Origin of the sequence: Pseudomonas sp. NPDC087185, from assembly GCF_044744955.1 — a bacterium.
Lineage (GTDB): Bacteria > Pseudomonadota > Gammaproteobacteria > Pseudomonadales > Pseudomonadaceae > Aquipseudomonas.
In genome coordinates, this window is record NZ_JBIUZK010000003.1 from 799,654 (window position 1) to 824,436 (window position 24,783).

Annotated in this window: 24 protein-coding genes and 2 riboswitches; of the genes, 18 read left to right on the forward strand and 6 right to left on the reverse strand. The window is 65.1% G+C overall.

What is annotated here, in order from left to right; genetic code table 11:
* Positions 1–14: 14 nt before the first annotated feature.
* The 4 genes from ACIPIJ_RS13960 to ACIPIJ_RS13975 all read right to left on the reverse strand — a co-directional run bounded on the left by ACIPIJ_RS13960 (position 15) and on the right by ACIPIJ_RS13975 (position 2,074).
* Positions 15–566, reverse strand: coding sequence for a hydrolase (locus ACIPIJ_RS13960; protein WP_401077372.1), 552 nt, complete (start codon positions 564–566; stop codon positions 15–17).
* A 57-nt stretch (positions 567–623) separates the two neighbouring features.
* Positions 624–1,343, reverse strand: a complete 720-nt coding sequence (locus ACIPIJ_RS13965; protein WP_401077374.1) for a thioesterase II family protein — start codon at positions 1,341–1,343, stop codon at positions 624–626.
* Entirely contained in the window at positions 1,340–1,561 is a 222-nt protein-coding gene (locus ACIPIJ_RS13970) for an MbtH family protein (protein WP_012313972.1), read from the reverse strand. The genes ACIPIJ_RS13965 and ACIPIJ_RS13970 overlap by 4 nt, the downstream gene beginning before the upstream one ends.
* 111 nt (positions 1,562–1,672) lie before the next feature.
* Entirely contained in the window at positions 1,673–2,074 is a 402-nt protein-coding gene (locus ACIPIJ_RS13975) for a hypothetical protein (protein WP_401077376.1), read from the reverse strand.
* Between the two features lie 194 nt (positions 2,075–2,268).
* Here ACIPIJ_RS13975 and purU point away from each other — a divergent pair, with 194 nt between their 5' ends.
* Genes purU through ACIPIJ_RS14005 form a run of 6 tightly spaced genes read left to right on the forward strand, consistent with a single transcriptional unit; the run spans position 2,269 to position 9,128 of the window.
* Positions 2,269–3,135: a formyltetrahydrofolate deformylase gene (purU, locus tag ACIPIJ_RS13980; RefSeq protein ID WP_401077378.1), complete on the forward strand. Its 867-nt coding sequence runs from the start codon at positions 2,269–2,271 to the stop codon at positions 3,133–3,135.
* Positions 3,132–4,043 (forward strand): bifunctional methylenetetrahydrofolate dehydrogenase/methenyltetrahydrofolate cyclohydrolase FolD, encoded by a 912-nt coding sequence (gene folD / locus ACIPIJ_RS13985; protein ID WP_401077379.1) that lies wholly within the window; start codon positions 3,132–3,134, stop codon positions 4,041–4,043. Before purU ends, folD begins: the two co-directional genes overlap by 4 nt.
* Complete coding sequence (locus ACIPIJ_RS13990) at positions 4,025–5,266, forward strand: FAD-dependent oxidoreductase (protein ID WP_401077380.1); 1,242 nt, start codon at positions 4,025–4,027, stop codon at positions 5,264–5,266. The genes folD and ACIPIJ_RS13990 overlap by 19 nt, the downstream gene beginning before the upstream one ends.
* Before the next feature lie 11 nt (positions 5,267–5,277).
* The gene (locus ACIPIJ_RS13995) at positions 5,278–5,580 is read left to right on the forward strand and encodes a sarcosine oxidase subunit delta (RefSeq protein ID WP_401077381.1); all 303 of its coding nucleotides are present in this window, start codon (positions 5,278–5,280) and stop codon (positions 5,578–5,580) included.
* Complete coding sequence (locus ACIPIJ_RS14000; protein ID WP_401077383.1) at positions 5,577–8,480, forward strand: 2Fe-2S iron-sulfur cluster-binding protein; 2,904 nt, start codon at positions 5,577–5,579, stop codon at positions 8,478–8,480. Before ACIPIJ_RS13995 ends, ACIPIJ_RS14000 begins: the two co-directional genes overlap by 4 nt.
* A gap of 3 nt (positions 8,481–8,483) precedes the next feature.
* Positions 8,484–9,128, forward strand: coding sequence for a sarcosine oxidase (locus ACIPIJ_RS14005; protein WP_401077385.1), 645 nt, complete (start codon positions 8,484–8,486; stop codon positions 9,126–9,128).
* Here ACIPIJ_RS14005 and ACIPIJ_RS14010 read toward each other — a convergent pair.
* Positions 9,123–10,007 carry a LysR family transcriptional regulator gene (locus tag ACIPIJ_RS14010; RefSeq protein ID WP_401077386.1) on the reverse strand — a complete coding sequence of 295 codons (885 nt, stop codon included), beginning with the start codon at positions 10,005–10,007 and terminating at the stop codon, positions 9,123–9,125. The genes ACIPIJ_RS14005 and ACIPIJ_RS14010 overlap by 6 nt on opposite strands.
* Before the next feature lie 146 nt (positions 10,008–10,153).
* Here ACIPIJ_RS14010 and ACIPIJ_RS14015 point away from each other — a divergent pair, with 146 nt between their 5' ends.
* Both ACIPIJ_RS14015 and ACIPIJ_RS14020 read left to right on the forward strand, forming a co-directional pair.
* Complete coding sequence (locus ACIPIJ_RS14015) at positions 10,154–11,173, forward strand: alpha/beta hydrolase (protein ID WP_401077388.1); 1,020 nt, start codon at positions 10,154–10,156, stop codon at positions 11,171–11,173.
* 126 nt (positions 11,174–11,299) lie between these two features.
* Positions 11,300–12,022 carry a pirin family protein gene (locus ACIPIJ_RS14020; protein WP_401077390.1) on the forward strand — a complete coding sequence of 241 codons (723 nt, stop codon included), beginning with the start codon at positions 11,300–11,302 and terminating at the stop codon, positions 12,020–12,022.
* A gap of 98 nt (positions 12,023–12,120) precedes the next feature.
* On the opposite strand, the gene ACIPIJ_RS14025 is transcribed toward ACIPIJ_RS14020, so the two are convergent.
* Positions 12,121–12,414, reverse strand: coding sequence for a DUF1330 domain-containing protein (locus tag ACIPIJ_RS14025; RefSeq protein WP_401077391.1), 294 nt, complete (start codon positions 12,412–12,414; stop codon positions 12,121–12,123).
* 78 nt (positions 12,415–12,492) lie between these two features.
* Here ACIPIJ_RS14025 and ribBA point away from each other — a divergent pair, with 78 nt between their 5' ends.
* The 10 genes from ribBA to ACIPIJ_RS14075 all read left to right on the forward strand — a co-directional run bounded on the left by ribBA (position 12,493) and on the right by ACIPIJ_RS14075 (position 24,767).
* Positions 12,493–13,611 carry a bifunctional 3,4-dihydroxy-2-butanone-4-phosphate synthase/GTP cyclohydrolase II gene (gene ribBA / locus ACIPIJ_RS14030; protein WP_401077393.1) on the forward strand — a complete coding sequence of 373 codons (1,119 nt, stop codon included), beginning with the start codon at positions 12,493–12,495 and terminating at the stop codon, positions 13,609–13,611.
* Between the two features lie 228 nt (positions 13,612–13,839).
* Complete coding sequence (locus ACIPIJ_RS14035; RefSeq protein ID WP_401077395.1) at positions 13,840–14,865, forward strand: ABC transporter substrate-binding protein; 1,026 nt, start codon at positions 13,840–13,842, stop codon at positions 14,863–14,865.
* Entirely contained in the window at positions 14,862–15,779 is a 918-nt protein-coding gene (locus ACIPIJ_RS14040) for an ABC transporter permease (protein ID WP_401077397.1), read from the forward strand. Before ACIPIJ_RS14035 ends, ACIPIJ_RS14040 begins: the two co-directional genes overlap by 4 nt.
* A gap of 6 nt (positions 15,780–15,785) precedes the next feature.
* Positions 15,786–16,595 (forward strand): ABC transporter permease, encoded by an 810-nt coding sequence (locus tag ACIPIJ_RS14045; protein WP_346612957.1) that lies wholly within the window; start codon positions 15,786–15,788, stop codon positions 16,593–16,595.
* A gap of 19 nt (positions 16,596–16,614) precedes the next feature.
* Positions 16,615–17,763, forward strand: coding sequence for an ABC transporter ATP-binding protein (locus ACIPIJ_RS14050; protein WP_401077399.1), 1,149 nt, complete (start codon positions 16,615–16,617; stop codon positions 17,761–17,763).
* A gap of 46 nt (positions 17,764–17,809) precedes the next feature.
* A riboswitch (cobalamin riboswitch) is annotated at positions 17,810–18,016 on the forward strand.
* 110 nt (positions 18,017–18,126) lie between these two features.
* Entirely contained in the window at positions 18,127–20,253 is a 2,127-nt protein-coding gene (locus ACIPIJ_RS14055) for a TonB-dependent receptor (RefSeq protein ID WP_401077401.1), read from the forward strand.
* A 198-nt stretch (positions 20,254–20,451) separates the two neighbouring features.
* Positions 20,452–21,618 carry a DUF1624 domain-containing protein gene (locus ACIPIJ_RS14060; RefSeq protein ID WP_401077403.1) on the forward strand — a complete coding sequence of 389 codons (1,167 nt, stop codon included), beginning with the start codon at positions 20,452–20,454 and terminating at the stop codon, positions 21,616–21,618.
* Positions 21,619–21,646: 28 nt separating this feature from the next.
* A riboswitch (cobalamin riboswitch) is annotated at positions 21,647–21,845 on the forward strand.
* Between the two features lie 110 nt (positions 21,846–21,955).
* Entirely contained in the window at positions 21,956–22,966 is a 1,011-nt protein-coding gene (locus ACIPIJ_RS14065) for an ABC transporter substrate-binding protein (protein WP_401077405.1), read from the forward strand.
* On the forward strand, positions 22,966–23,982 hold the full coding sequence (locus tag ACIPIJ_RS14070) for a FecCD family ABC transporter permease (RefSeq protein ID WP_401077407.1): 1,017 nt from the start codon (positions 22,966–22,968) through the stop codon (positions 23,980–23,982). The genes ACIPIJ_RS14065 and ACIPIJ_RS14070 overlap by 1 nt, the downstream gene beginning before the upstream one ends.
* Positions 23,979–24,767: an ABC transporter ATP-binding protein gene (locus tag ACIPIJ_RS14075; RefSeq protein WP_401077409.1), complete on the forward strand. Its 789-nt coding sequence runs from the start codon at positions 23,979–23,981 to the stop codon at positions 24,765–24,767. The genes ACIPIJ_RS14070 and ACIPIJ_RS14075 overlap by 4 nt, the downstream gene beginning before the upstream one ends.
* The last annotated feature ends 16 nt before the right edge of the window (positions 24,768–24,783 follow it).

Consider the following 24,783-nt stretch of genomic DNA (forward strand, 5'->3'; position numbering starts at 1 on the left):
CAGCAGCCGGCCGTTCAGGGCTGGTCACCGACCATGTAGGTCTTGCTGATGTGGCGGAATTGGGGGTGGCTGGCACTGCCCATGAGCTCGAACAGGACCATTTCCCGCGTGACGATATGCGCCCCGGCCTGTCGCATGCGCGCAAGCCCGGCCGCCTTGTTCGCCGGGGAGCGGCTGTCGCAGGCATCCTCGACCACGAACAGCTGCTTGCCCAGGCTCAACAGCCCGAGGACGGTCTGCAGCACGCAGACGTGGGTTTCCATGCCGCAGACGATCACCTGCTCACGGGCCATCAGGCTGGCGGGCAGGCATTGCGCCGCCACGCAGGAAAAATGGCTTTTCTCCACCACGTCGGCCGCTGGCGCAGCAGCGAGCAGCTCAGGCAAGGTGTGGCCCAGGCCTTTGGGATACTGTTCAGAGATCACCACCGGCAGCTCCAGCTCGGCAGTGGCGGCCAGCAACCAGCGCGCACGGGCGCGCGTGCCCGCGGGGTCACTCATGGCGCCGATGAGTTTTTCCTGGATGTCGACGGCCAGTAGCGTGGCCTTGTGAGGATCGATCAGCATGGTCTGGCTCTTGCCTGGGGAAAACCGTAGCCTCCCCCAGGCAAGCGGCGGCGTCAATCAGGCGCAGTGCCGATGGGGCGTCAGCGACTCGGCCAGCGCGGCCAGTACGCGATCTTCATGGTCATGGATGAAGAAATGCCTGCCAGGGAACATCCGCAACGTGAAAGCGCCCTGGGTTTCCTTGCCCCAGGCCAGCAGTTGCGCCTCGCTGGCCCGGTCGTCTTCCCCCCCGAGCACGTGCAGCGGGCACGCCAAGGTGGGCCGTTGGCGGTAGGCATAACGGCCGCAGAGCAGAAAATCAGCGCGCAGGATCGGCAGCGTCAGGCTCATCAACTCGGCATTGGCCAGCACTTCCTCCGGCGTGCCATTGAGTTCGCGCAACTCGTTCCTCAGTTCGTCGTCGGTCTTTGGGTCGCGCCAGTTCTTGCCGTCGTAGTCTTCACGCCGGGTGGGCGCTGCCGTACCGCAGGCGAACAACGCCACGGGTGGCGGGCAGCCCAGCGCCTGCAGTTCATGGGCCAGCTCGAAAGCCAGCAGAGCGCCCAGGCTATGCCCGAGCAGTGCATACGGCGCAGCGGCGGCCTCGCGCTGTTCGGCCGCCAATTGCCGGGCGAGAGCCTGCATGTCGGTCTGCAGGGGCTCACCCATGCGCGCACCGCGCCCGGGCAGCTCGACCGGGCGCACCTGCAACCAGGCCGGCAGCTTGCGCCGCCAGCGGCTGTAGACCATGGCGCTGGCCCCGGAATACGGCAGGCACAGCAGGTTGAGCGTGGTCACTGTGCGGCAGCGTCAGCCATCTTCTGGCGCAGGCTCAGCGGGCGCATGTCGGTCCACACCTCGTCGATGTAGGCCAGGCAGTCCTTCTTCAGGCCGCTCTTGCCCACAGCGCGCCAACCGTTAGGGATCGCCTTGTAGTCGGGCCAGATGGAATACTGCTCTTCGTGGTTGACCACTACCTGGAACTGAATATCGTCGCGGTCGAAAACGGAAGTCATTGCCTGTCTCCTTGAGTGATGGGTGCCGCTGCGCGCCGGCGCAGGGCGGCTCTCAGGTAAACGTAGGAAACTTCCGGAAAATTAGGACAGGATTGCCTAAACGTTGCGGCTTCATGCATCCCTCAGCAGGTCATGCGCATCCAGCAAGCGGAACGCCACCTGCGGATTGCGCTCCATCCCGCGCCGGATAGCCGCCGGAATCGACTGCCGGGTCTTGCGGCACAAGCCTGGCTGGGCGTCGAGTTCGATGACGATGCCGCGCATGGTGCGCACTTCGTTGTAGCCAGGGGCGACGTGCACGCGGATACCGAGGTTCTCGTACATTCTTGTTTGTAGATGCTGCAAGTCTTCCAGGTCCTTGAGGTTTTCCAGGCGCTCGAGCAGCCGTTTTTCCTCCTGCCGGGTCAGCAGGAGGATACGCTGCGCCGCGGGCGGCTGCTCGGCCAGCTGTTCGCGGCCGCAGTCACAGGCGCCAGGCGGGCAGGGTTGGCGGAGGGTGGGTGCTGTGCTCATGGGCCAAGCATAGCCTTTCATGAGCCATCCGAGCCGGCCAAAAAGTTTCCTGTCAGGATAAAAAAATTCATAAACAGCTAGACCGCACCCATCGTCTTCGCCTATAAATCGCCTAAAGGAAATTTATATTCCTAACAAGAAACACCATTTCGCCCTTGTGCCCGATCTGCCCCACTTCACCACGAGGCCCCGACATGCACCCCGCTCCCGATCACTTCATCCTGCGCGTCAGTTGCCCGGCCGTGTCCGGCATCGTCGCCGCGGTGACCACCTACCTGGCCGAGCACGGTTGCTACATCAGCGAGATGGCGCAGTTCGACGACGAGGACAATGGCCGTTTCTTCATGCGCGCGGTGTTCCGCTACAACATCGGCGTCAGCGCTGACACCGTACAACTGCAAGCGGGCTTCGCCGACGTCGCCCAGCGCTTTGACATGGACTGGAGCCTGCACAGCAGCGCCCGCCCCATGCGCGTGCTGCTGATGGTCAGCAAGTTCGACCACTGCCTGTCCGACCTGCTCTACCGCCACGCCAAGGGCGAGCTGGACATGCACATCACCGCCGTGGTCTCCAACCACCTGGACCTGCGCCCCATGGCCGAGCGCCAGGGCATTCGCTTCGTCTACCTCCCGGTGACCCAGGACACCAAGGCCGAGCAGGAAGCGGCGCTGATGCGCATCGTCGAAGACACCGGCACCGAACTGGTAGTGCTGGCGCGCTACATGCAGATTCTCTCCGACGACCTGTGCCGCCAGCTGTCGGGCCGAGCAATCAACATCCACCACTCGTTCCTGCCCGGGTTCAAGGGTGCCAAGCCCTATCACCAGGCCTACCAGCGCGGCGTCAAGCTGATCGGCGCCACCGCCCACTACGTCACCAGCGACCTCGACGAGGGTCCGATCATCGAGCAGGAAGTGCAGCGTGTGGACCATGCCCATGCGCCCGACCACCTCGTGGCCATCGGCCGCGATACCGAGACCATCGCCCTGTCGCGCGCGGTCAAATACCACCTCGAGCACCGGGTGTTCCTCAACCACGACCGCACGGTGATCTTCAAATGAACGCCATCCCCAGCGTCAAGCTGATCGACGGCAAGGCCACGGCGGCGCGGGTACTGGCCGAAGTTGCCGAGCAGGTCCGGGCCTTGCGCCAGGGCGGTGTGCAGCCAGGCCTGGCCGTGGTGCTGGTAGGGGCGGACGCTGCCAGCCAGGTCTATGTGCGCAACAAGGTGCTGCGCGCTGGTGAAGTCGGCATCCGCTCCCTGGAGCATCGCCTGCCTGCCGACACCACCCAGAGCCACTTGCTGACCCTGATCGACCGGCTCAACGGCGACAGCGCGGTCAACGGCATCCTCGTGCAATTGCCGTTGCCGGCGCATATCGACGCGCACAGGGTGCTGCAGGCGGTCAGCCCGCTCAAGGACGTGGACGGCTTCCACAGCGAGAACGTCGGTGGCCTGGCCCAGGGCCGCGACGTGCTCACCCCGTGCACGCCCAGCGGCTGCATGCGCCTGCTGCGCGATGCCTGCGGTGAGTTGCGTGGCAAGCATGCCGTCGTGGTCGGCCGCTCGAACATCGTCGGCAAGCCCATGGCTGCCCTGCTGTTGCAGGCCGACTGCACGGTAACCCTGGTGCATTCGCGCAGCCAGGGCATGCCTGCGCTGTGCCGCCAGGCCGACATTCTGGTGGCGGCCGTTGGCAAACCGCGCCTGATCGGTAGCGAGTGGCTCAAGCCGGGCGCTGTGGTGATCGACGTCGGCATCAACCGTATCGAGGAAGACGGCCGCAGCCGCCTGGTCGGCGATGTCGACTTTGCCGCCGCCCTGCCCCAGGTCGCCGCCATCACCCCAGTCCCCGGCGGGGTCGGCCCGATGACCATCGCCTACCTGATGAAAAACACCCTGCTCGCCCTCGACCTGCAACAGCAGGCCGCCCAACAGGAGCGCACCGCATGCCTTTCGCCCTGCTGAAATACGGCCTGAGCGCCGACTACCCGGTGGAAGTCGACCTGCCACCGCCCTGCGAACTCAAGCCGCGCTATGACGTGGTGATCATCGGCGGCGGCGGCCACGGCCTGGCCATTGCCTACTACCTGGCCAAGTACCACGGCATCACCAACGTCGCGGTGCTGGAAAAGGCCTACCTCGGCGGCGGCAATACCGCACGCAACACGGCGGTGATCCGCTCCAACTACCTCACCAGTGAAGGTGTGCGCTTTTACGCCGAATCCGTGCGGATGTTCCAGAACCTGTCCAACGAATTCGACTTCAACATCATGTATTCCGAGCGCGGCCAGCTCACCTTGGCGCACACCGACGCCACCGTGCGCGCCTTCCGCCAGCGCGCCGAGGTCAACAAGCACTTCGGCGGGCGCACCGAGATGATCGACCGCCAGCAGATCCGCGAGCTGGTACCGAGCCTGAACCTCGACCCCGGCCACCTGCCGGTGCTGGCCGGGCTGTGGCACATCGACGGCGCCACTGCACGCCACGACGCCGTGGCCTGGGGCTATGCCAAACAGGCGGCCAAGCGTGGCGTGGAGATCCATCCATTGACCGAGGTGCAGGACCTGCTGATCCGCAACGGGCGAATCGAAGCGGTCAAAACCAACCGAGGCACCGTCCAGTGCGGTTGCGTGGTGCAGGCGGTGGCCGGGGCCAGCTCGCTGCTGATGGCCAAGGCCGGCATCCGCGCGCCGATCCACACCTACCCGTTGCAGGCTATGGTCACCCAGCCGTTCAAGCCGTTCCTCGATCCGCTGGTCAGCTCCTCGGCATTGCACTGCTACGTGCAGCAAACCAGCCGTGGCGAGATCGTCTTCGGCGGTGGCTCCGACCCGTACCCGCTGTACAACACCCGCTCCACCCTCGACCTCAAGGAAAGCCTGCTGGCCCATGCCATCGAGATGTTCCCGTTCATGGCCAACGCCAAGCTGATGCGCCAGTGGGCCGGGATCACCGACATGACCCCGGACTACAGCCCGATCATGGGCCTGTCCCCGGTCGACAATTACTACCTGGACGCCGGCTGGGGCACCTGGGGCTTCAAGGCAACGCCCATCTGCGGCAAGACCATGGCCGAGCTGGTGGCCAGCGGCGGCAAGGTACCGGCGATGATCGCGCCGTTCGCCCTGGAGCGCTTCAGCCGCTTCCAGCAAGTCAACGAAATGGGCGCCACCGCGGCCAGCCACTAGAGGAACGCACGATGAAGCTCCTGACCTGCCCCTTGAACGGCCCGCGCAACATCAGCGAATTCACCTACGGCGGCGAGTTCAAGCCGATGCCTGACCCGGCCGGTTGCAGCGACGCCGAGTGGGCCGACTACGTGTTCAACAGCGACAACCACGCAGGCGTCGTCACCGAGTGGTGGCTGCACAACGCCTCCAGCTACTGGTTCCTCGCCGAGCGCCATACCGTCAGCGACCAAGTGCTGCGCACCTTCGACCCGAAAGACATCTTCGACCGTCGTGTCGACTTCACCCCCGCCACCCCGGAGATTGCCGGATGAACAGCCTCACTCGCCTCCCCGCGCCCATGGGCCTGCTGATCGACCGCGAGCGGCCGCTGCGCTTCATCTTCGATGGCCAGGCCTGCCAGGGTTTTGCCGGTGACAGCATCGCCAGTGCCCTGCTCGGCAACGGCCGCTGGCTGCTGTCGCGCTCGTTCAAGTACCACCGCCCGCGCGGGCCGCTGAGCCTGGCCGGGCAGGATGCCAACACGCTGGTGCAACTGCCCGACGAGCCCAACGTGCTGGCCGACATGCAAGCGGCCCACGACGGCCAGGTGGTCGAAGGGCAGAACTTCAACGGCAGCCTGGAGCACGACCGCGACGCCTACCTGGGCAAGTTTTCACGCTTCATGCCTGTGGGCTTCTACTACCGCTCCTTCTACAAGCCCAAGGGCATGTGGAAGGTCTGGGAGCCACTGATCCGCAAGAAAGCCGGCCTCGGCGTGCTCGACCTGAATTTCAAGCCACAGTACTACGACAAGGCCTATCTGTTCGTCGATGTCGCGGTGATTGGCGGTGGCCCCGCCGGCCTGCGCGCGGCGCTGGACGCTGCCAATGCCGGGGCCAAGGTGCTGCTGGTCGAGCAGCAGCCGGTGCTCGGCGGCTCGCTGACCTACGCCCGATTCGACATCGCCGGCACCCGCGCCGCCAGCGTGCGCCAGGAGCTGCTCGGCGCCGTCGAGGGCCACCCAAATATCCAGGTGCTGCTCGAGGCCACCTGCAACGGCTGGTTCACCGACAACTACCTGCCGGTGATCCAGCACCGGCGCCTATATAAGGTGCGTGCCACGCGGTGCCTCGTGGCAGCCGGTTCGTTCGACCAGCCAGTGGTGTTTCGCAACAACGACCTGCCCGGGGTGATGCTGACCAGTGCCGCGCAGCGGTTGATGAAGCTGTACGCGGTCAAGCCTGGTCAGCGCGCGGTGATCCTCACCGGCCACGACGACGGCTACTTGGCCGCCCTCGACCTGCAGGAGCAAGGCGTGGCCGTGGCCGCCCTGGTGGACATGCGCGCCGCGCCAGCCGACGCCGCCCTGGCCAGCGAGCTCAAGCGCCGCGATATTCCCCTGCACCTGGGCAGCACCGTTTATGAAGCGCTGCACGACCAGGGCATGCGCCATGTCAGCGGCGTCGACATCCGCCCGATCACCGGCCAGGGCAAGGTTGGCGACCACGGCCTGCGCCTGAACTGCGACCTGCTGTGCATGTCGGCCGGGTACATGCCGGTGTATCAACTGCTGTGCCAGGCGGGCGGCAAGCTGGCCTACGACGTCAACCGCGATGAGTTCGCCATCAGCAACCTGCCTGCCGGGTTGGCCATCGCGGGCTCGGTGAACGGCCGTCATCGCCTGGAGAATGTGCTGGCCGACGCTACCCGCTGCGCGGCCGACGCAGTCGCGGCCTTGGGCCTGCCTGCCCCGGCGCTGGCGACCTTCAGCCCCGAGGCCAAGGTCAATTTCCCCTGGCCGATCTTCCCGCACCCCAGGGGCAAGGATTTCGTCGATTTCGACGAAGACCTGCAGGTGCGCGATATCGTCAACGCGACCCGCAGTGGCTACCGCGACGTGCAACTGGTCAAGCGCTTCTCCACGGTCGGCATGGGCCCGTCCCAAGGCCGCCACTCAGCGCTGCCTACCGCCCGTCTGGTCGCGCAGGCCACGGGGCGCAGCATCAGCGAAACCGGCGTGACCACCGCACGGCCACCGTTCCAGGCCGAGAAGCTGGCCCACGTGGCGGGCCGCGCCTTCGCCCCCTACCGGCAGACACCCATGCACCGCCGCCACCTGGAAGCGGGCGCCAAGATGATGCCCGCCGGCATCTGGCAACGCCCGGCGTTCTACGGCAAGCCGGACCAACGCGAACGCTGCATGCAGGAAGAAGCCCGCCATGTGCGTGAGAAGGTCGGCCTGATCGACGTCTCCACCCTGGGCGGCCTGGATGTGCGCGGCGCCGACGCCGCCGAACTGCTCGAACGCCTGTACACTTTCGGTTTCGCCAAGCTGCCTGTCGGCCGCACCCGCTATGCCCTGATGACCAACGAGCACGGCGTGGTGATCGACGACGGTGTCTGCGCACGCCTGGCCGAGCAGCACTTCTATGTCACCGCCACCACCAGCGGCGTCGACCGCATCTACCAGCAGATGCTCAAGTGGAACGCGCAGTGGCGCCTGGATGTGGACATCACCAATGTCACCGCTGCACTGGCCGCCGTGAACCTTGCCGGCCCCTTGTCACGCCAGGTGCTGGCCAAGGTTTGCGAAGGTGTGGACCTGTCGGCCGAAGCCTTCCCCTACCTGGGCGTGCGCCTTGGCAAGGTGGCCGGCATTGCGGCGCGCATTCTGCGGGTCGGTTTCGTCGGCGAGCTGGGCTACGAGGTGCACGTGCCGGCACGCCATGCCGAACGCCTGTGGGACGCGTTGATGCAGGCCGGCGCCGGGCTGGGCATACGCCCGTTCGGTGTCGAAACTCAGCGCCTGCTGCGCCTGGAAAAGGGCCATGTGATCATCAGCCAGGACACCGACGGCATGACCCACCCGGCAGAGATCGACATGCAATGGGCGATCGGCCGCAAGAAGCCGTTCTTCGTCGGCAAGCGCTCGATCGAAATCCTCGAAGCGCAGCCGCTCAAGCGCAAGCTGATCGGCTTCACCCTGCCCCAGGGCAGCCCGCAACCGTTGGAGGGCCACCTGGTGCTGGACGGCGCGGACATCAGCGGCAACGTCACCTCCTGCGAGTATTCGCAAACGTTGGGGCAGGTCATCGGCCTGGCCTACGCCGGCGCCCACCAGGCCACCCCTGGCATGCACATTCCGATCCGCGTGGAGGGCGGTGTGATGGTGCATGCCAAGGTAGTGTCACTGCCCTTCCACGACCCCGACAACCTGCGCCAGGAGCTCTGAGCCATGACCAGCCTGAAGACCCAAGCCTTCTTCTCACCCGACCCGCTGGCCGAGTTGTTGCACCGCTGCGCGTTGACCGACCTGACCGATGTGCCGCGCGTTGGCTTTCGTGGCGGCGACACTGCGGCCTACCTGCAAGCGCGTGGCTACCGTTTGCCGCCACAACCTAACCAGGCGCTACGCCAGGACGACGGGGGGTGGGTGGCGCGGTTGTCGGCCAGTGAATACCTGCTGCTGGGCAGTTTGAGTGACCCGTGTGCAAGGGTCGCGGCCGAAGAGGCCGATTGGACGCAGGATGCCCAACGCAATTACCTGCTGCCGCGCCAGGACAGCCATGCGTGGCTGCAGCTGTCGGGGGAGCATTGCAGCGCGGTGATGGCCAAACTGTGCGGGGTTGACCTGCGTGCCGAGGCGTTCCCGGTCGGGGCTGTGGCGCAAACCTCGGCGGCGCGGATCAATGTGATTGTGGTGAATACCGCAAGTGCGCAATTGCCAGCGTTGCAGATCCTCTTCGATCGGGCGTCGCTGGCGTACTTCCGGGAGGCAATACTCGACTCCATGACCGAATTCGAGGGCGGCCCGATCGCGTTGGAAGCGCTGCCGGATAATACCCGCGAAGGGCCAGAACAGTCTGGCGCGGGACTATAGCTGTACCAGCCGCTCGCGCAGAAACTCGACAAACCCTTGCACCGGCCGGGCGACTTGCCGGTGCTGCGGGTACACCGCCGACAACTGCAACGCCGGCGGCGTCCAGTCGTCCAGCACGCTCACCAGGCGCCCATCGGCCAGCGCCTGGCCGACAATGAAGGTCGGCAGGTAGGTCACCCCCATTCCGGCAATTGCAGCATCCCGCAGCAGCTCGCCATTGTTGGCCCGCATCCGCCCGGTCACCGCAATGGCCTGCGCCTTGCCGCCGTGCCTGAACTGCCACTGCACCTGCCGCGAATGCCCATAGGGCAGGCAGTCATGCTCAGCCAGGGCCTCTGGCCACTGCGGCACGCCCCGCGCTTCAAGATAGGCCGGGCTCGCACAATACATCCGCTCGACACTGGCAATCCGCCGCGCGATCAGGCTGGAGTCTTCCAGCGCACCGATGCGCAAAGCCAGGTCATACCCTTCACCGATCAGGTCCACAGCCCGGTCACTGAGGTCCACTTCCACATCCACGTGCGGGTGCAAGCGCAGGAACTCGGTCAGCAGGCAGCCCAGATGGGACATCGCGAACGACAGCGGTGCACTCAGGCGCAGGGTGCCACGCAGGGCCTGATCCTGGCCGCTGATGTCGTGCTCCACCTGCTGCACTTCGCCCAGCAGGCGCAGCGCCGACTGGTAGTAATGCTGGCCCAGCGGCGTAGCATCCAAGCGCCGGGTGGAGCGGTTGAGCAGGCGCACGCCGAGGCGCTCTTCCAGCTGCATCAGGCGCCGGCTGACCGATTGCTTGGACATGCCCAGGCGGTCGGCGGCAGCGGTGAAGCTACCGGCTTCCATCACCTGGGCAAAGATGCGCATGTCTTCGTAGGGGTTCATTGTCTCGCTCTTGGTGACAGTCATACGCTTTATAGCGGCTTTTTCCCATCCATGCATCCGCCTAATCTACGCACAAGTCGCAGCGATGGCCCTGAAGGCCAGGCAAGACGCCCACTAACCGCATTTGCATAGAAAAGGATTCGCGCATGAACATTGTCCACAAAACCCTCTCCGCCAGCCTGCTTGCCCTGTCCGTCTCCAGCGCCTTCGCTGCCGGTAGCCCGGGCGTGGAGCAGCACACCCAGGCCTTCCTTGAAGCCCTGGAAAAAGGCGGTGGCAAGCCGCTCGAACAACTCAGCCCGAAAGACGCCCGCGCCGTGCTGACCGGTGCCCAAGCCTCGGTCAAGGTCGACCTGTCTGGCATCGAAGTGAAAGAACACACCCTCCAGGCCAACGGCGACGCGATCAAGCTGCAGGTCGTGCGCCCAGCCAACGTCAAGGGCGAGCTGCCGGTGTTCATGTTCTTCCACGGTGGCGGCTGGGTCCTGGGCGACTTCCCAACCCACCAGCGGCTGATCCGCGACCTGGTGGTCGGCTCTGGTGCTGTGGCGGTCTATGTGGACTACACGCCGTCGCCAGAAGCGCACTACCCCACCGCGATCAACCAGGCCTACGCCGCAACACGCTGGGTAGCCGAGCATGGCAAGGAGATCGGCGTGGACGGTAAGCGCCTGGCAGTGGCCGGCAACAGCGTCGGCGGCAACATGGCTGCGGTGGTGGCACTGAAGGCCAAAGAAGCCGGTACACCTAACCTGCGCTTCCAGTTGCTGTTGTGGCCGGTGACCGATGCCAGCTTCGACACCGGGTCGTACCAGCGGTTTGCCGAGGGGCACTTCCTGACCACCGGGATGATGAAGTGGTTCTGGGACAACTACACCACTGACGCCAAGGCACGGGAACAGATCTACGCCTCGCCGTTGCGGGCCAGCAGCGAGCAGCTCAAAGGGTTGCCGCCTGCGCTGGTGCAGACGGCCGAGTTCGATGTGTTGCGCGATGAGGGTGAGGCGTATGCACGCAAGCTGGATGCGGCTGGGGTGACGGTGACTTCGGTGCGCTATAACGGGATGATTCATGACTACGGGCTCCTCAACCCGCTGAGTCAGGTGCCTGAGGTGAAGGCGGCGATGCGCCAGGCGGCTGGGGAGTTGAAGGTGCATTTGCAGTAACTAGCCAAGCATTGAAAAGACCCGCTTAGGCGGGTCCTGCCCACGTAAGAGATCGCCCCAGCCGTGATGCTATCGCCATCAACGGGCCAATGGCCCTCCCGGCCCCGGCTTTCAAGGAGAATCACCATGCTCACTGTCCGTAACGCCCAAGACCGCGGCCTGGCCTTCCATGGCTGGCTGAAATCCTTCCATACCTTTTCCTTCGGCCACTACCGCAACCCGGACGAACAGGGTTTCTCCGACCTGCTGGTAATCAACGACGACCGTGTCATCGCCGGCAAGGGCTTTGGCGAGCACCCGCACCGGGACATGGAAATCTTTTCCTATGTGCTTGAAGGTGCCCTGGAGCACAAGGACACGCTGGGCACGGGCTCGGTGATTCGCCCGGGCGACGTGCAACTGATGAGCGCCGGGCATGGTGTGGCGCACAGCGAGTTCAACCACAGCCAAGCGCAGCCGGTGCACTTCCTGCAGATCTGGATCGTGCCCAACGTGAAAGGCGCCACGCCGCGTTACCAGCAGCAGCACTTCAGTGCCGAGGAAAAACGCGGCAAGTTGCGGCTGATCATCTCGCCGGATGGTGCCGAGGGGTCATTGCAGGTAAGGCAGAATGCGCGGGTGTATGCAGGGCTGTTCGATGGCGCGGAGCAGGCGAGCCTGACCTTGCCGGAGAGCCGCCATGGTTATGTGCATGTCGCGCGTGGCAGCATCGAGCTCAATGGGCAGGTGCTGCATGAGGGGGATGGCGTGCGGGTGCGGCAGGAAAGGCTGTTGCAACTGAGTAATGGCCATGATGCCGAGGTGCTGGTGTTTGACCTGCGGCCGCATGAGTTGCCCGGTATGCCTTGAAGTTCAGCGGTGACTGCAATGGCCCCATCGCCGGCAAGCCGGCTCCCACCGAACCCTGTGGGAGCCGGCTTGCTGGCGATGGCGCCCTTACCATCAACTCAGGGCTCGAACCCTTCGACAATGATGACCTCAGCCTTCGCCACCCCCTGGCGATGGCTGCACGCTTCCTGGTACAGCGCGGACCGATAACACGCCACCGCCTGTTCATACGAGTCGAACTCGATCACCACACTGCGCTGTGGCGTCGGCCGCCCTTCCAGCGCCTCGCTGCGCCCGCCCCGTGCCAGGAACCGCCCACCAAATGCAGCAAAGGCAGCAGGCGCCCGCTGGGTGTACTGCTGGTACTGCCCGGGGTCGGTCACGTCCACGTGGGCGATCCAATACGCTTTCATCCGCTGCTCTCCTGTTGCCAGATTATTTATGTATGATGGTATACCATAATAATCACCCTACCACAGTGAGCGTGCAGCATGGCTTTCAACAGCATCGAAGAACTCCTCGAGGACTACCGGCAAGGCAAGATGGTCCTGCTGGTGGACGACGAGGATCGGGAAAACGAAGGCGACCTGCTGATCGCCGCCGAGCGCTGTGAGGCCCAGGCCATCAACTTCATGGCCCGCGAAGCGCGTGGCCTGATCTGCCTGACGCTGACCGACGAACACTGCCAGCGGCTGGGCCTTGAGCAGATGGTACCGGCCAATGGCAGCGTGTTCAGCACTGCCTTTACCGTGTCGATCGAGGCCGCCACGGGCGTTACCACCGGCATTTCCGCCGCTGACCGAGCGCGCACGGTGGCGGCAGCGATGGCCGCCAATGCTCGCCCCGATGACCTGGTGCAGCCCGGCCACATCTTCCCCCTGCGCGCCCGCGAAGGCGGCGTGCTGACCCGCGCCGGGCACACCGAAGCGGGTTGCGACCTGGCGCGCCTGGCAGGTTTCAGCCCGGCCTCGGTGATCGTCGAGGTGCTCAACGACGACGGCACCATGGCCCGCCGCCCCGACCTGGAAGTGTTCGCCGCCAAGCACGGCATCAAGATCGGCACCATCGCCGACCTGATTCACTACCGCCTGAGCACCGAGCAGACCATCAAGCGCATCGGCGAACGCGAACTGCCAACCGTGCACGGCACCTTCCGCCTGGTCACTTACGAGGACCGTATCGAAGGCGGCGTGCACATGGCCATGGTCATGGGCGATATCCGCCGCGAGCAGCCAACGCTGGTACGAGTGCATGTGATCGACCCGCTGCGCGACCTGGTCGGCGCCGAATATGCCGGGCCGGCCAACTGGACGCTATGGGCGGCGCTGCAGAAGGTGGCCGAAGAAGGCACCGGGGTGGTGGTGATCCTTGCCAACCACGAGTCATCCCAGGCGCTGCTGGAGCGGGTGCCGCAGCTTACCCAGCCGGTACGGCCTTATCAGCGCGGGCAGTCAAAGGTGTATTCGCAGGTCGGTACCGGCGCGCAGATCCTGCAGGATCTGGGCGTGGGCAAGCTGCGCCACCTGGGGCCGCCGCTCAAGTATGCCGGGTTGGCGGGGTATGAGCTGGAAGTGGTCCAGAGCATCCCGTTCGAGCCGATCAGCGGATAGTCGAAGGGGCGTGACGTTTGTGCAGGGGCGGAGTGATGGCCGGTCGCCTCCCCCTCTTGCCAAAAGTTTGGAATACCATAATATGATATCCCGTAGACCTTAAAATCGCAGGCCGGCATCTACAATCACAAACGGCCACCGACACTTTGTTTTAGCTGCTCCCCGAATACTGTTGGCGGGCGCACTACCAGCCCCGCCTCGAATAACAAAAGCAACGAGGGCGTAACCATGCTGTTGAGCAAACGTGTAACCGCAGTGCTGTCCGCCAGCCTGCTGACCCTGGCATGTCAGGCCGTGCAGGCTGCCGACAGTCTCAATTTCGTCAGCTGGGGCGGGACCACCCAGGACGCCCAGAAAGAAGCCTGGGCCGTCCCGTTCAGCAAATCGACCAACATCAAAGTCGTCCAGGATGGCCCGACCGACTACGGCAAGCTCAAGGCCATGGTCGAGAGCGGCAACGTGCAGTGGGACGTGGTCGACGTGGAAGCCGATTTTGCCCTGCGCGCCGCCAGCGAAGGCCTGCTCGAACCCCTCGATTTCAACACCATCCAGCGCGACAAGATCGACCCGCGTTTCGTCTCCGACCACGGCGTCGGCTCGTTCTTCTTCTCGTTCGTGCTCGGCTACAACGAAGGCAAGCTCGGTGCCAACAAGCCGGTGGACTGGACCGCGCTGTTCGACACCAAGACCTTCCCCGGCAAACGCGCCCTGTACAAATGGCCGAGCCCCGGCGTGCTGGAGTTGGCCCTGCTGGCCGACGGCGTCGCACCCGACAAACTCTACCCGCTGGACCTGGACCGCGCCTTCAAGAAGCTCGACACCATCAAGAAAGACATCGTCTGGTGGGGCGGTGGCGCCCAGTCGCAGCAGCTGTTGGCTTCGGGTGAAGCCTCGCTCGGGCAGTTCTGGAACGGCCGCGTCTACGCCCTGCAGCAAGATGGCGCGCCGGTGGGCGTGAGCTGGAAGCAGAACCTAGTCATGGCCGACTTCCTGGTCATCCCCAAAGGCGCCAAGAACAAGGACGCGGCCATGAAGTTTCTGGCCAACGCCAGCAGCGCCGAAGGCCAGGCCGACTTCGCCAACAAGACTGCTTATGCGCCGGTGAACGTCGACAGCGTGGCCAAGCTCGACAAAGACCTCGCGCAAAACCTGCCGACCGCCTACGCCCAGGACCAGGTCACGCTGGACTTTGCCTACTGGGCGAAGAACGGCCAGACCATCGCCGCGCGCTGGAATGAGTGGTTGGTCAAATGAAAGTCGCCATCAACGCCCTGCACAACGCGCAAGGTGCCCCCACGGGCACCGGCGCTCCGGGAACGGCCCCCCGCCGCGAACCGCTGAACCGCCGTTGGAAAGGCAGCCGCAACCTGCTGCCGGCCCTGCTGTTTCTTGGCCTGTTCTTCTTCGCCCCGCTGATCGGCCTGCTGCTGCGCGGCGTGCTGGAGCCGGTGCCAGGGCTGGGCAACTACGAGCAACTTTTCGCCAACTCGGCCTATGCACGGGTGTTGTTCAACACCTTCTCGGTCGCGGGCGTGGTCACCCTGATCAGCGTGCTGCTGGGCTTCCCGCTGGCCTGGGCAATCACCCTGGTGCCCAACGGCTGGGGCCGCTGGTTGCTTAACATCGTGCTGCTGTCGATGTGGACCAGCCTGCTGGCGCGCACCTACTCGTGGCTGGTGCTGCTGCAGAGCTCGGGGGTGATCAACAAGGCGTTGATGGCGCTGGGCATCATCGATGCGCCGCTGGAAATGGTTCACAACCTGACCGGCGTAGTGATCGGCATGAGCTACATCATGATCCCGTTCATCGTGCTGCCGCTGCAGGCGACCATGCATGCCATCGACCCGATGGTGCTGCAGGCCGGCTCCATTTGCGGCGCCAGCCCGTGGACAAACTTCTGGAAGGTGTTTTTGCCGCTGTGCCGCTCGGGGCTGTTCTCCGGCGCGTTGATGGTGTTCGTGATGTCGCTCGGTTACTACGTCACCCCAGCCCTGCTCGGCGGTGCGCAGAACATGATGCTGCCCGAATTCATCATCCAGCAGGTGCAGTCGTTCCTCAACTGGGGCCTGGCCAGCGCCGCCGCCGCACTGCTGGTGGTGATCACCCTGGTGCTCTTCTACCTGTACCTGAAGCTGCAGCCGGAATCCCCGGTCGGCAACGCGAGGTAAACCGCCATGCTTCTGTCTCCCAATGCCATGGGGCGCCCGCTGCGCACGGGCCTGTACCTGACCACCGGGGTCATAGCAGCCTTCCTGCTGCTGCCGGTGGTGTTCATCATCCTGCTGTCGTTCGGCTCTTCGCAGTGGCTGGTGTTCCCGCCGCCGGGCTGGACCTTCAAGTGGTACGTGCAATTCTTTGCCAACCCGGAGTGGATGGACGCGGCCCTGGCCAGCCTCAAGGTGGCCGTGCTGACCACCCTCGCCGCCGTGCTGCTGGGCCTGCCCACCGCATTCGCGCTGGTACGCGGCCGCTTCCCCGGCCGCGAGATGCTCTACGGGCTGTTCACCATGCCGATGATCGTGCCATTGGTGATCATCGCCGTGGCGGTGTACGCGCTGTTTCTCAAACTGGGCTACACCGGCACGCTGTTCGCCTTCGTGGTCAGCCATGTGATCGTCGCCCTGCCCTTCACCATCATCTCGATCATCAACTCGCTGAAGCTGTTCGACCAGTCGATCGAAGATGCTGCGGTGATCTGCGGTGCCTCGCGCCTGCAGGCGATCTTCAAGGTGACCTTCCCGGCCATTCGTCCAGGCATGATCGCCGGCGGCCTGTTCGCCTTCCTGGTGTCGTGGGATGAGGTGGTGCTGAGCGTGATGATGGCCAGCCCCGACCTGCAGACCTTGCCCGTAAAAATGTGGACCACCCTGCGCCAAGACCTGAGCCCGGTGATCGCCGTCGCCTCGACGCTGCTGATCGGCCTGTCGCTGTTGGTCATGGTTATTGCCGCCGCCTTGCGCCGGCGCACCGAAGTCAACGCCTGAGTGCGCGGAGAGAACAACAATGAGTGCAGTGATCAAAGACAACGCGCACAACCAGACACTGGTCAGCCTGCGCGGCCTGAACAAGCATTACGGCGACTTCACCGCGGTGGACAACCTCGACCTGGAGATCCAGGACGGCGAGTTCCTCACCTTCCTCGGTTCCAGCGGCTCGGGCAAGTCCACCACGCTGTCGATGCTGGCCGGCTTTGAAACGCCAAGCAGCGGCGAGATCCTGGTCGAGGGCCAGTCGCTGGTGAACGTCCCGCCGCACAAGCGTGACATCGGCATGGTGTTCCAGCGCTACTCGCTGTTCCCGCACCTGAACGTGCGCGACAACATCGCCTTCCCGCTGGCCATCCGCAAGCTCAGCGCCGCCGAGACCAACAAGCGTGTCGACGCCATGCTCAAGCTGGTGCAGTTGGAGCCGTTCGCCCACCGCAAGCCCTCGCAGATGTCCGGCGGCCAGCAGCAGCGCGTGGCCATTGCCCGCGCGCTGGTGTACGAACCGCGCATCCTGCTGATGGATGAGCCGCTCGGCGCGCTGGACAAAAAACTGCGCGAAGACCTGCAGGACGAACTGCGCCAGCTGCATCGGCGCCTGGGCATCACCATCGTCTACGTGACCCACGACCAGGAAGAAGCCATGCGCCTGTCCCAGCGCATCGCCATCTTCAGCCACGGCAAGATCGTCGGCCTGGGCACCGGCTATGACCTGTACCAGAACCCGCCGAATGCGTTCGTGGCCTCGTTCCTGGGCAACTCGAACTTCCTGCATATCAAGGCCAGCAGCCAAGGCGCGGGCAGCTTCGAGGGCCAGCCGGTCGCCATCCGCCTGACGCCTGGCCTGGCTGCCGGTCAGGATGCACTGATCATGGTGCGCCCGGAAAAGGCCTTGGCGCTGACCACCGAACAGGCGGCGCGCGAACCGTTGCCCACAGGCTGGAACGAGGTCATTGCCAAGGTCGGCGAAGTGCTGTTCCTCGGCGAAAGCCAGACCTGCCACGTCATGACCCCAGGCGGTACTGAACTGACCGTGAAAGCGTTGTCGGCTGCGGGCATGCCGATGCAACCGGGCGATACCGTGAAGGTGCGCTGGGCGGTGGCCGATGCCTGCATCTACACCGAGTGGGCGCAAAGCGACCTGAGCAAATCGGCCGGCGCGCACTAGCCGCCAGCCACAGGTAAACGATTGACGCGCGCTCCGACCAATGGTCAGATGCGCGCCAGTTTCAGGTGTCCTGCGCCGCCGTGCGCAGGGTGAAACGGGAAGCCGGTGCGTCGTGTTCCACGACCAGTCCGGCGCTGCCCCCGCAACGGTAAGCGAGCGATGCCTTCGACACACCACTGTGCACCTGCATGGGAAGGTGAAGGCCTCATGACCCTCGCAAGCCCGGAGACCGGCCTGAAGCTTCACTTGGCAACCCGCGGTGGGCGGGCGCAGGCCGGTATCCGCGTGCGCGCCTGCGTGCGTGGTTGTGCCTTTGCGTGTTTTCCACCGGGATCCATTCATTCCTGCAGTCAGTGGAAAGACATGTCCCGTTTCTTCAAGCTTCCCCCTCTGGCGGCCTGCCTGGCCGTCGCCCTGCCAGCCCTGGCCGATGACCATGGCAGCCCCGTCCTGGCGCTGCCTTCCACGGCCATCACCGACACCCGCGATGAACAGACGGTCGACCTGGCCACGCCGACCCAGGCCGGCTCACGGCTGAACCTCAGCGCCCTGGAAACGCCGGCCAGCACCAGCAGCATTACCGCCGAACTCATTCAGCAGCGCAACAACCTCACCGTGCAGGACGCCGTGACCCGCTCGCCGGGCATCACCTTCATCGGTAGCCCAGGCGACGGCGGCACGGGGCTCTCGGCCCGTGGCTTTACCGGGCACGGTTCGGTGATGACGCTGTTCGACGGCACACGCCTGTATACCGGTGCCGGCACCCAGACCTTCCCGGTCGACCCGTGGATGGTCGAGCGCATCGACGTGCTCCGGGGCCCGGCTTCGGTGCTGTATGGCGAAGGGGCCACGGGCGCTGTGGTCAACGTGATCCCGAAAAAGCCCTTCAGCGGTGACCTGCGCAACCACGTGCGTTTGGGCTATGGCTCCTGGGACCGCCAGCAGCTGGGCCTGGACAGCGGCGGCAGCCTCAGCGAGCGGCTGAGCTACCGCCTCACCCTCAACCAGCAGGCGGGCAACGGCTGGGTCGACCGCACCGACTCGCGCAGCCTGAGCCTCAGCGCCGCGCTGCGTTTTGACGCCACGCACGACCTGAGCTTCACCCTGGCCCATGAGCGCGGCGATGCCCAGCCTGCCAACGACTACGGCACGCCGCTGATCGACGGCCACTACCGCAGCAGCCTGCGCAAGAAGAACTACAACATCCAGAACGACGTGCAACGCTACCACGACGAATGGACCCGCTTTACCACCGACTGGACGATCAACGACCAGCTCAGTACCAGCAACCAGCTCTATTACATCAAGAGCCGCCGCCACTGGCGCAATGCCGAAGACTACAGCTGGGACGCCGACCGTGAGCAGCTGCTGCGCCAGAGCTACCTGGAAATCAAGCACAACCAGGAGCAGATCGGCGACCGCCAGACCTTCACCTTCGACCACTCGCTGTTGGGCCTGGCCAGCAAGACCGTGCTCGGCGCCGAGTACAACAAGGTGCGCTTCAACGTCGACAGCAACACACCGTACAACGATGTCGGCGGCGACTACATCGACCCGTGGCAGCCGACACCTGGGTACTTCCACAGCGATTCGCCGACGCGCCCGCAAACCCTCTCCAGCACCCACACCTTCGCCCTGTTCGCCGAGAACCGCCTGCAACTGACCGAGCGCCTGTCGCTGGTGACCGGCGTGCGCCGCGACCAGCACCACATCGACCGCGACAACCTCACCGACGGCACCCGCAGCGACCGCAGCCTGCAAGGCGGCAACTGGCGCGCCGGGCTGGTGTTCGCCGCCACCGACAACCTGTCGCTGTACGGCCAGTACTCCACCAGCGAGGACGGGGTGAACAACCTGATCAGCCTCAGCCCGGCGCAGATGAACTACGACCTGACCGAGTCCAAGCAGACTGAACTGGGCGTCAAACAGCGCTTCTGGGACGGGCGCGGGGAGTGGACGCTGGCCGCCTTCCACATCGTCAAGAACAAGCTGCTGGTGGACGACCCGCTGACCCACGAAAAGCAGCAGGCCGGGCAGCAGACCTCAGATGGCCTGGAGGCGACCCTGGCGCTGGCCTTGCCGCGACAGTGGCAGGTCGCGGCCAATGCCTCGGTGGTGCGCGCCCGGTATGACGACTTCGACGAAATGGTCGCCGGCGTGGCGCACGACCGCAGCGGCAACCGCCCGGCCAACGTGCCCCGGCGCACGGCCAACCTGTGGTTGAGCAAAGGCTTCGGCCAGCAAGTGGACGCCGGCATTGGCGCGCGCTTTGTGGATGAGCGCTATGCCAATACCGCCAATACCCAGAGTGCGCCGGGATACACCGTGGTCGATGCCAACATTGGCTGGCAGGTGCTGCCGGACGTGCGGCTGGGGTTGCAGGTGAACAACCTGTTCGACCGAGAATACGTGGCTTCGGCCTTCAGTGGCACGCAATGGATCATGGGCGTGCCGCGCTCGTATTTTGCCACCGTGGATTACAGCTTCTGATTTGAGTCAGCAGGTCCGGCCTGTTCGCGCAAAAAGCCCGCCCCCACAGTGACTGCAGAAATGTGTGGAACCTGTGGGCGCCGGCTGGTCCCGCGAACAGGCCGGTATGAACACCCAAAAAACCACTACCAGGCCTTCATTAAATAGTTATAAGATAACGTTTCATTTGACATTCATTCCTGCCTGCGACCCTCTTCCATGACAAGCGCCGCCGCCACCCCCACCCTGCTCACCCAGCGCCTGCAGAGCATCGATGCCCTGCGCGGCCTGGTGATCCTGTTCATGCTGCTCGATCACGTTCGCGAGACGTTCTTCCTGCACCGCCAGGTCAGCGACCCGATGACCATCGACGCCACCGACCCGACGCTGTTCGCCAGCCGCACCCTGGCCCACCTGTGCGCCCCGGTGTTCGTGCTACTCACCGGCCTGTCGGCCTGGCTGTACGGCGAGAAGTACCAAGGCCGCAGCGATGTCTCGGCGTTCCTGTTCAAGCGCGGCCTGTTCCTGGTGGTGCTGGAGTTCACCCTGGTCAACTTCGCCTGGACCTTCCAGCTGCCGCCCAGCGTGATCTACCTGCAGGTGATCTGGGCCATCGGTGTCAGCATGATCGCCCTGTCGCTGCTGGTGTGGCTGCCCCGCCCCGCGCTGCTGGCCCTGGGTGCGCTGATCGTCGCCGGCCACAACCTGCTCGATGGCCTGCACTTTGGTGTGGAGTCGGCGATGCATGTGCCCTGGGCGATCCTGCATGACCGTGGCTGGCTTGAGTTCTCCGACAGCCTGCGCCTGCGCACCTCTTACCCGGTGCTGCCGTGGATCGGCGTGATCGCCTTGGGCTATGGCCTTGGCCCTTGGTTCGGCCGTGGCCTTGATGCGAAGCAACGCCAGCATCACCTGCTGCTGGCGGGCGTGATCGCCCTGCTCGGTTTCGTCGTGCTGCGCCTGCTCAACGGCTACGGCGAAGCGCCGTGGAGCGGCTACCCGACCCTCACCCAGACGCTGATGAGCTTCTTCAACATAACCAAGTACCCGCCTTCGCTGCTGTTCCTGGCCCTGACCCTGGGCTGCGGCCTGCTGTTGCTGCGCGCCTTCGAACGCGCAGGGCAAGCCCGCTGGATCAGCGCCCTGGCCGTGTTCGGCGCGGCGCCAATGTTCTTCTACCTGCTGCACCTGTATGTGCTGAAGCTGCTGTACCTGGCCAGCGTCGCCGTGTTCGGCCTGAACCACGGCGACTACTTCGGCTTCGACGGCATTGGCGCCGTGTGGCTAGGCGCGGTGCTGCTGGCGGTGGCGTTGTACCTGCCGGTGCGCTGGTTTGCCCGGCTCAAGGCGCGCCGTCGCGACATCACCTGGCTGAAGTACTTCTGATTTAGCGTTTTCACCCGGCGCCTGATGGTCTACCATGCGGGCCGCCGGTTTCCACCACGGAATTAATAGGGAATCCCAGGCCGCCCCAGGCGCGCCAAACGGAACTGCCCCCGCAACTGTAGGTGCCGAGCTCATGCCATTGATGCCACTGGATCCACTATCCGGGAAGGCCGGCGTTGAGCGATGAAGCACCAGTCAGGAGACCTGCCGGCCTACATTCACCAACCGGCGGGGTGTCCGGGATTGGCCATCAGTGTTGCTCCTGCTGCCTGCAGGGGCTCGGCGATGCCTGTCCGTGCGTTCCTTCCGTGAACTGTCCGATAGGAGATCGCCCAGCATGCTGCCTCGTTTCGCCACCCTGCTCGCCGGCCTGAGCCTCACCGGCGTGGCCCATGCCGCCGCCACCCACTACCCGCTGACCGTGGACAACTGCGGCATGCCGCAGACCTTCGCCCACGCCCCCGAGCGCGCGGTGACCATCGGCCAGGCCGGTACCGAAATGCTCTATGCCCTGGGCCTGGGCGAAAAGCTGGCGGGCACTTCGCTGTGGTTCAACAACGTGCTGCCGGAGTACAAGGCGCTCAATGACCAGGTGCCGCGCCTGGCCGACAACGACCCGAGCTTCGAAGCCGTGGTCGGCAAGCGCCCGCAACTGGTGGCGGTGCAGTTCGAATGGATGGTCGGCGCCCAGGGCGTGGTCGCAACCCGCGAGCAGTTCAACGAACTGAAGATCCCCACCTACCTGCTGCCTTCGGACTGCGAAGGCAAGGACAACCTGGTCGGTGCCGACGGTACGCGCCTGCAGGCGTTCCAGGTCGACAGCATCTACAAGAGCGTCAGCCAGCTGGCTGAAATCTTCGACGTGCAGGCCCGTGGCGAAGCGCTGAATACCGATCTCAAGGCGCGCCTGGACGGTGCCAAGCAGCAACTGGCCGGTAAGGACTTGAGCAAAACGTCGGCGCTGTTCTGGTTCTCCAGCGCCGACCTGGACATCGACCCTTACGTCGCCGGGCGACAAGGTGTCGCCGATTTCATGCTGCGCACCTTGGGCGTGCGCAACGTGGTCGAGTCTACTGAAGAATGGCCGACCGTAGGCTGGGAAACCCTTGCCAAGGCCAACCCGACCTGGCTGATCATCGCCCGCATGGACCGCCGCCGCTTCCCCGCCGACGACTACCAGAAGAAGCTGGAATTCCTTCACAACGACCCCGTCACCCAGCACATGGATGCCGTGAAGAACAACCGTATCATTATCCTCGACGCCGACGCCATGCAGGCCGGCATTCGCCTGTTCCGTGGCCTGCAGACCCTGTCTGCGGCCTTCGCCAGCGGTAAAGCGGCGCAGTGATGAAGCGTTTGCTGCCCTGCACGGCCCTGGCCCTGCTCGCTCTGCTCGCCGCACTGCTGGCAGGCACCGCCATTGGCGAAACCACCGTATCGCCCCGGGTGGTCTATCAGGTACTGGCCAACCACCTGTGGCAAGCCGATTACCCGGTCGACCCGATCGATGCCGGGATCATCTGGAACTACCGCCTGACCCGCACCCTGGTCGCCGCGGCCTGCGGTGCGGGGCTGGCGACCTGCGGGGTGATCTTGCAAGCGCTGCTGCGCAATCCGCTGGCCGAACCTTACTTGCTGGGCCTGTCGGCCGGCGCCTCGACGGGCGCCGTGCTGGTCGGTTTGCTAGGCCTGGGCAGCGTGGCCCTGAGCATGTCCGGCGGCGCTTTCGTCGGCGCCGTGGCAGCGTTCGCGCTGGTGTTGGTACTGGCCCGTGCGGCCGGGCCGAGCAGCAACAACGCCCAGGTGATCCTGGCGGGCATCGCCGGCTCGCAACTGTTCACCGCCCTGACCGCGTTCCTCATCACCAAGTCGGCCACTGCCGAGCAGGCCCGCGGCATCCTGTTCTGGCTGCTGGGCAACCTCAGCGGCGTGCGCTGGCCATCGGTGTGGATGGCGCTGCCGGTGGCGCTGTGCGGGCTGGTGGTGTGCCTGTGGCACCGGCGTACGCTGGATGCCTTCACCTTTGGCGCCGATTCGGCGGCGTCGCTGGGTATCCCGGTACGCCGCAGCCAGCTGCTGTTGATCAGCTGTGCGGCGCTGGTGACGGCGGTGATGGTGTCCATCGTCGGCGCCATCGGTTTTGTCGGGCTGGTCATTCCGCATGCCTTGCGCCTGCTGCTCGGCCCCGGCCACAGCCGGCTGCTGCCGGCCAGCGCCTTGGGCGGTGCGCTGTTCCTGATCGCCGCCGACATGCTGTCGCGCACGCTGATCCCTGGCCAGGTGATCCCGGTGGGTGTGGTCACGGCCTTGATCGGTGCACCGGTATTCGCGCTGATCCTGGTCAGCCGACGGAGGCGCGCATGACGGTCATGGCGCCACTGCACGTCGCCCCGCTCGCCTGCCAGGGCCTGAGCCTGCAACTGTCAGGCAACAGCGTGCTGCGCGACATCGACCTGGCCGTGATCGCGGGCGAAACCCTCGGCATCGTCGGCCCCAACGGCTCCGGCAAATCGTCCCTGCTCAAGTTGCTGGCCGGTTTGCGTACACCGCACAGTGGCAGCGTCCGGCTGCTCGGCGAGCCGCTCGCGCACCTGCCGCGCCGGCGTATTGCCCAGGCCCTGGCGCTGGTCGAACAACAGGCCGACACCCTCGACGCCATCAGTGTGTACGACGCCGTGGCGCTGGGGCGCACGCCGTGGTTATCGGCCCTCGCGCCGTTCTCCAAAGAGGACCGCGCCATCGTCGAGCAAGCCCTGGCCGACCTCGATGCCGCGCACCTGCGTACACGCATCTGGGGCTCGCTGTCCGGTGGTGAGCGCCAGCGCGTGCACATCGCCCGTGCCCTGGCCCAGCGCCCGCAGGTGCTGCTGCTCGACGAGCCGACCAACCACCTCGATATCCAGCACCAGCTGAGCCTGCTGCAACAGGTGCAGGCGCTGCCAGTGACCACCCTGGTGGCCCTGCACGACCTGAACCAGGCACTCACCTGCGACCGCGTGGCGGTGCTCGAACACGGCCGCCTGGTGGCCCTCGGCAAACCGCTGCAGGTACTCACCCCCGAGCGCCTGCTGAGCACCTTCGGCGTGCACGCCCACTACCTCACCGACCCCTTCGACGGCGCGCGCATCCTGCGCTTTCGCGCCCCCTGAACCAGGAAGTTCCCGC

Bases quoted from the DNA above. Each gene is read 5' to 3' on its own strand.
- ACIPIJ_RS14060 (WP_401077403.1), top strand. From the start codon at position 20,452: ATGACAAGCGCCGCCGCCACCCCCACCCTGCTCACCCAGCGCCTGCAG.
- ACIPIJ_RS14055 (WP_401077401.1), top strand. From the start codon at position 18,127: ATGTCCCGTTTCTTCAAGCTTCCCCCTCTGGCGGCCTGCCTGGCCGTC.
- ACIPIJ_RS14075 (WP_401077409.1), top strand. From the start codon at position 23,979: ATGACGGTCATGGCGCCACTGCACGTCGCCCCGCTCGCCTGCCAGGGC.
- ACIPIJ_RS14065 (WP_401077405.1), top strand. From the start codon at position 21,956: ATGCTGCCTCGTTTCGCCACCCTGCTCGCCGGCCTGAGCCTCACCGGC.
- ACIPIJ_RS14010 (WP_401077386.1), bottom strand. From the start codon at position 10,007: ATGAACCCCTACGAAGACATGCGCATCTTTGCCCAGGTGATGGAAGCC.
- ACIPIJ_RS13975 (WP_401077376.1), bottom strand. From the start codon at position 2,074: ATGAGCACAGCACCCACCCTCCGCCAACCCTGCCCGCCTGGCGCCTGT.
- ribBA (WP_401077393.1), top strand. From the start codon at position 12,493: ATGGCTTTCAACAGCATCGAAGAACTCCTCGAGGACTACCGGCAAGGC.
- ACIPIJ_RS14035 (WP_401077395.1), top strand. From the start codon at position 13,840: ATGCTGTTGAGCAAACGTGTAACCGCAGTGCTGTCCGCCAGCCTGCTG.
- ACIPIJ_RS14070 (WP_401077407.1), top strand. From the start codon at position 22,966: ATGAAGCGTTTGCTGCCCTGCACGGCCCTGGCCCTGCTCGCTCTGCTC.
- ACIPIJ_RS14015 (WP_401077388.1), top strand. From the start codon at position 10,154: ATGAACATTGTCCACAAAACCCTCTCCGCCAGCCTGCTTGCCCTGTCC.
- purU (WP_401077378.1), top strand. From the start codon at position 2,269: ATGCACCCCGCTCCCGATCACTTCATCCTGCGCGTCAGTTGCCCGGCC.
- ACIPIJ_RS14000 (WP_401077383.1), top strand. From the start codon at position 5,577: ATGAACAGCCTCACTCGCCTCCCCGCGCCCATGGGCCTGCTGATCGAC.
- ACIPIJ_RS13995 (WP_401077381.1), top strand. From the start codon at position 5,278: ATGAAGCTCCTGACCTGCCCCTTGAACGGCCCGCGCAACATCAGCGAA.
- ACIPIJ_RS14020 (WP_401077390.1), top strand. From the start codon at position 11,300: ATGCTCACTGTCCGTAACGCCCAAGACCGCGGCCTGGCCTTCCATGGC.
- ACIPIJ_RS13960 (WP_401077372.1), bottom strand. From the start codon at position 566: ATGCTGATCGATCCTCACAAGGCCACGCTACTGGCCGTCGACATCCAG.
- ACIPIJ_RS13970 (WP_012313972.1), bottom strand. From the start codon at position 1,561: ATGACTTCCGTTTTCGACCGCGACGATATTCAGTTCCAGGTAGTGGTC.
- ACIPIJ_RS14025 (WP_401077391.1), bottom strand. From the start codon at position 12,414: ATGAAAGCGTATTGGATCGCCCACGTGGACGTGACCGACCCCGGGCAG.
- folD (WP_401077379.1), top strand. From the start codon at position 3,132: ATGAACGCCATCCCCAGCGTCAAGCTGATCGACGGCAAGGCCACGGCG.
- ACIPIJ_RS14005 (WP_401077385.1), top strand. From the start codon at position 8,484: ATGACCAGCCTGAAGACCCAAGCCTTCTTCTCACCCGACCCGCTGGCC.
- ACIPIJ_RS13990 (WP_401077380.1), top strand. From the start codon at position 4,025: ATGCCTTTCGCCCTGCTGAAATACGGCCTGAGCGCCGACTACCCGGTG.
- ACIPIJ_RS14045 (WP_346612957.1), top strand. From the start codon at position 15,786: ATGCTTCTGTCTCCCAATGCCATGGGGCGCCCGCTGCGCACGGGCCTG.
- ACIPIJ_RS14050 (WP_401077399.1), top strand. From the start codon at position 16,615: ATGAGTGCAGTGATCAAAGACAACGCGCACAACCAGACACTGGTCAGC.
- ACIPIJ_RS14040 (WP_401077397.1), top strand. From the start codon at position 14,862: ATGAAAGTCGCCATCAACGCCCTGCACAACGCGCAAGGTGCCCCCACG.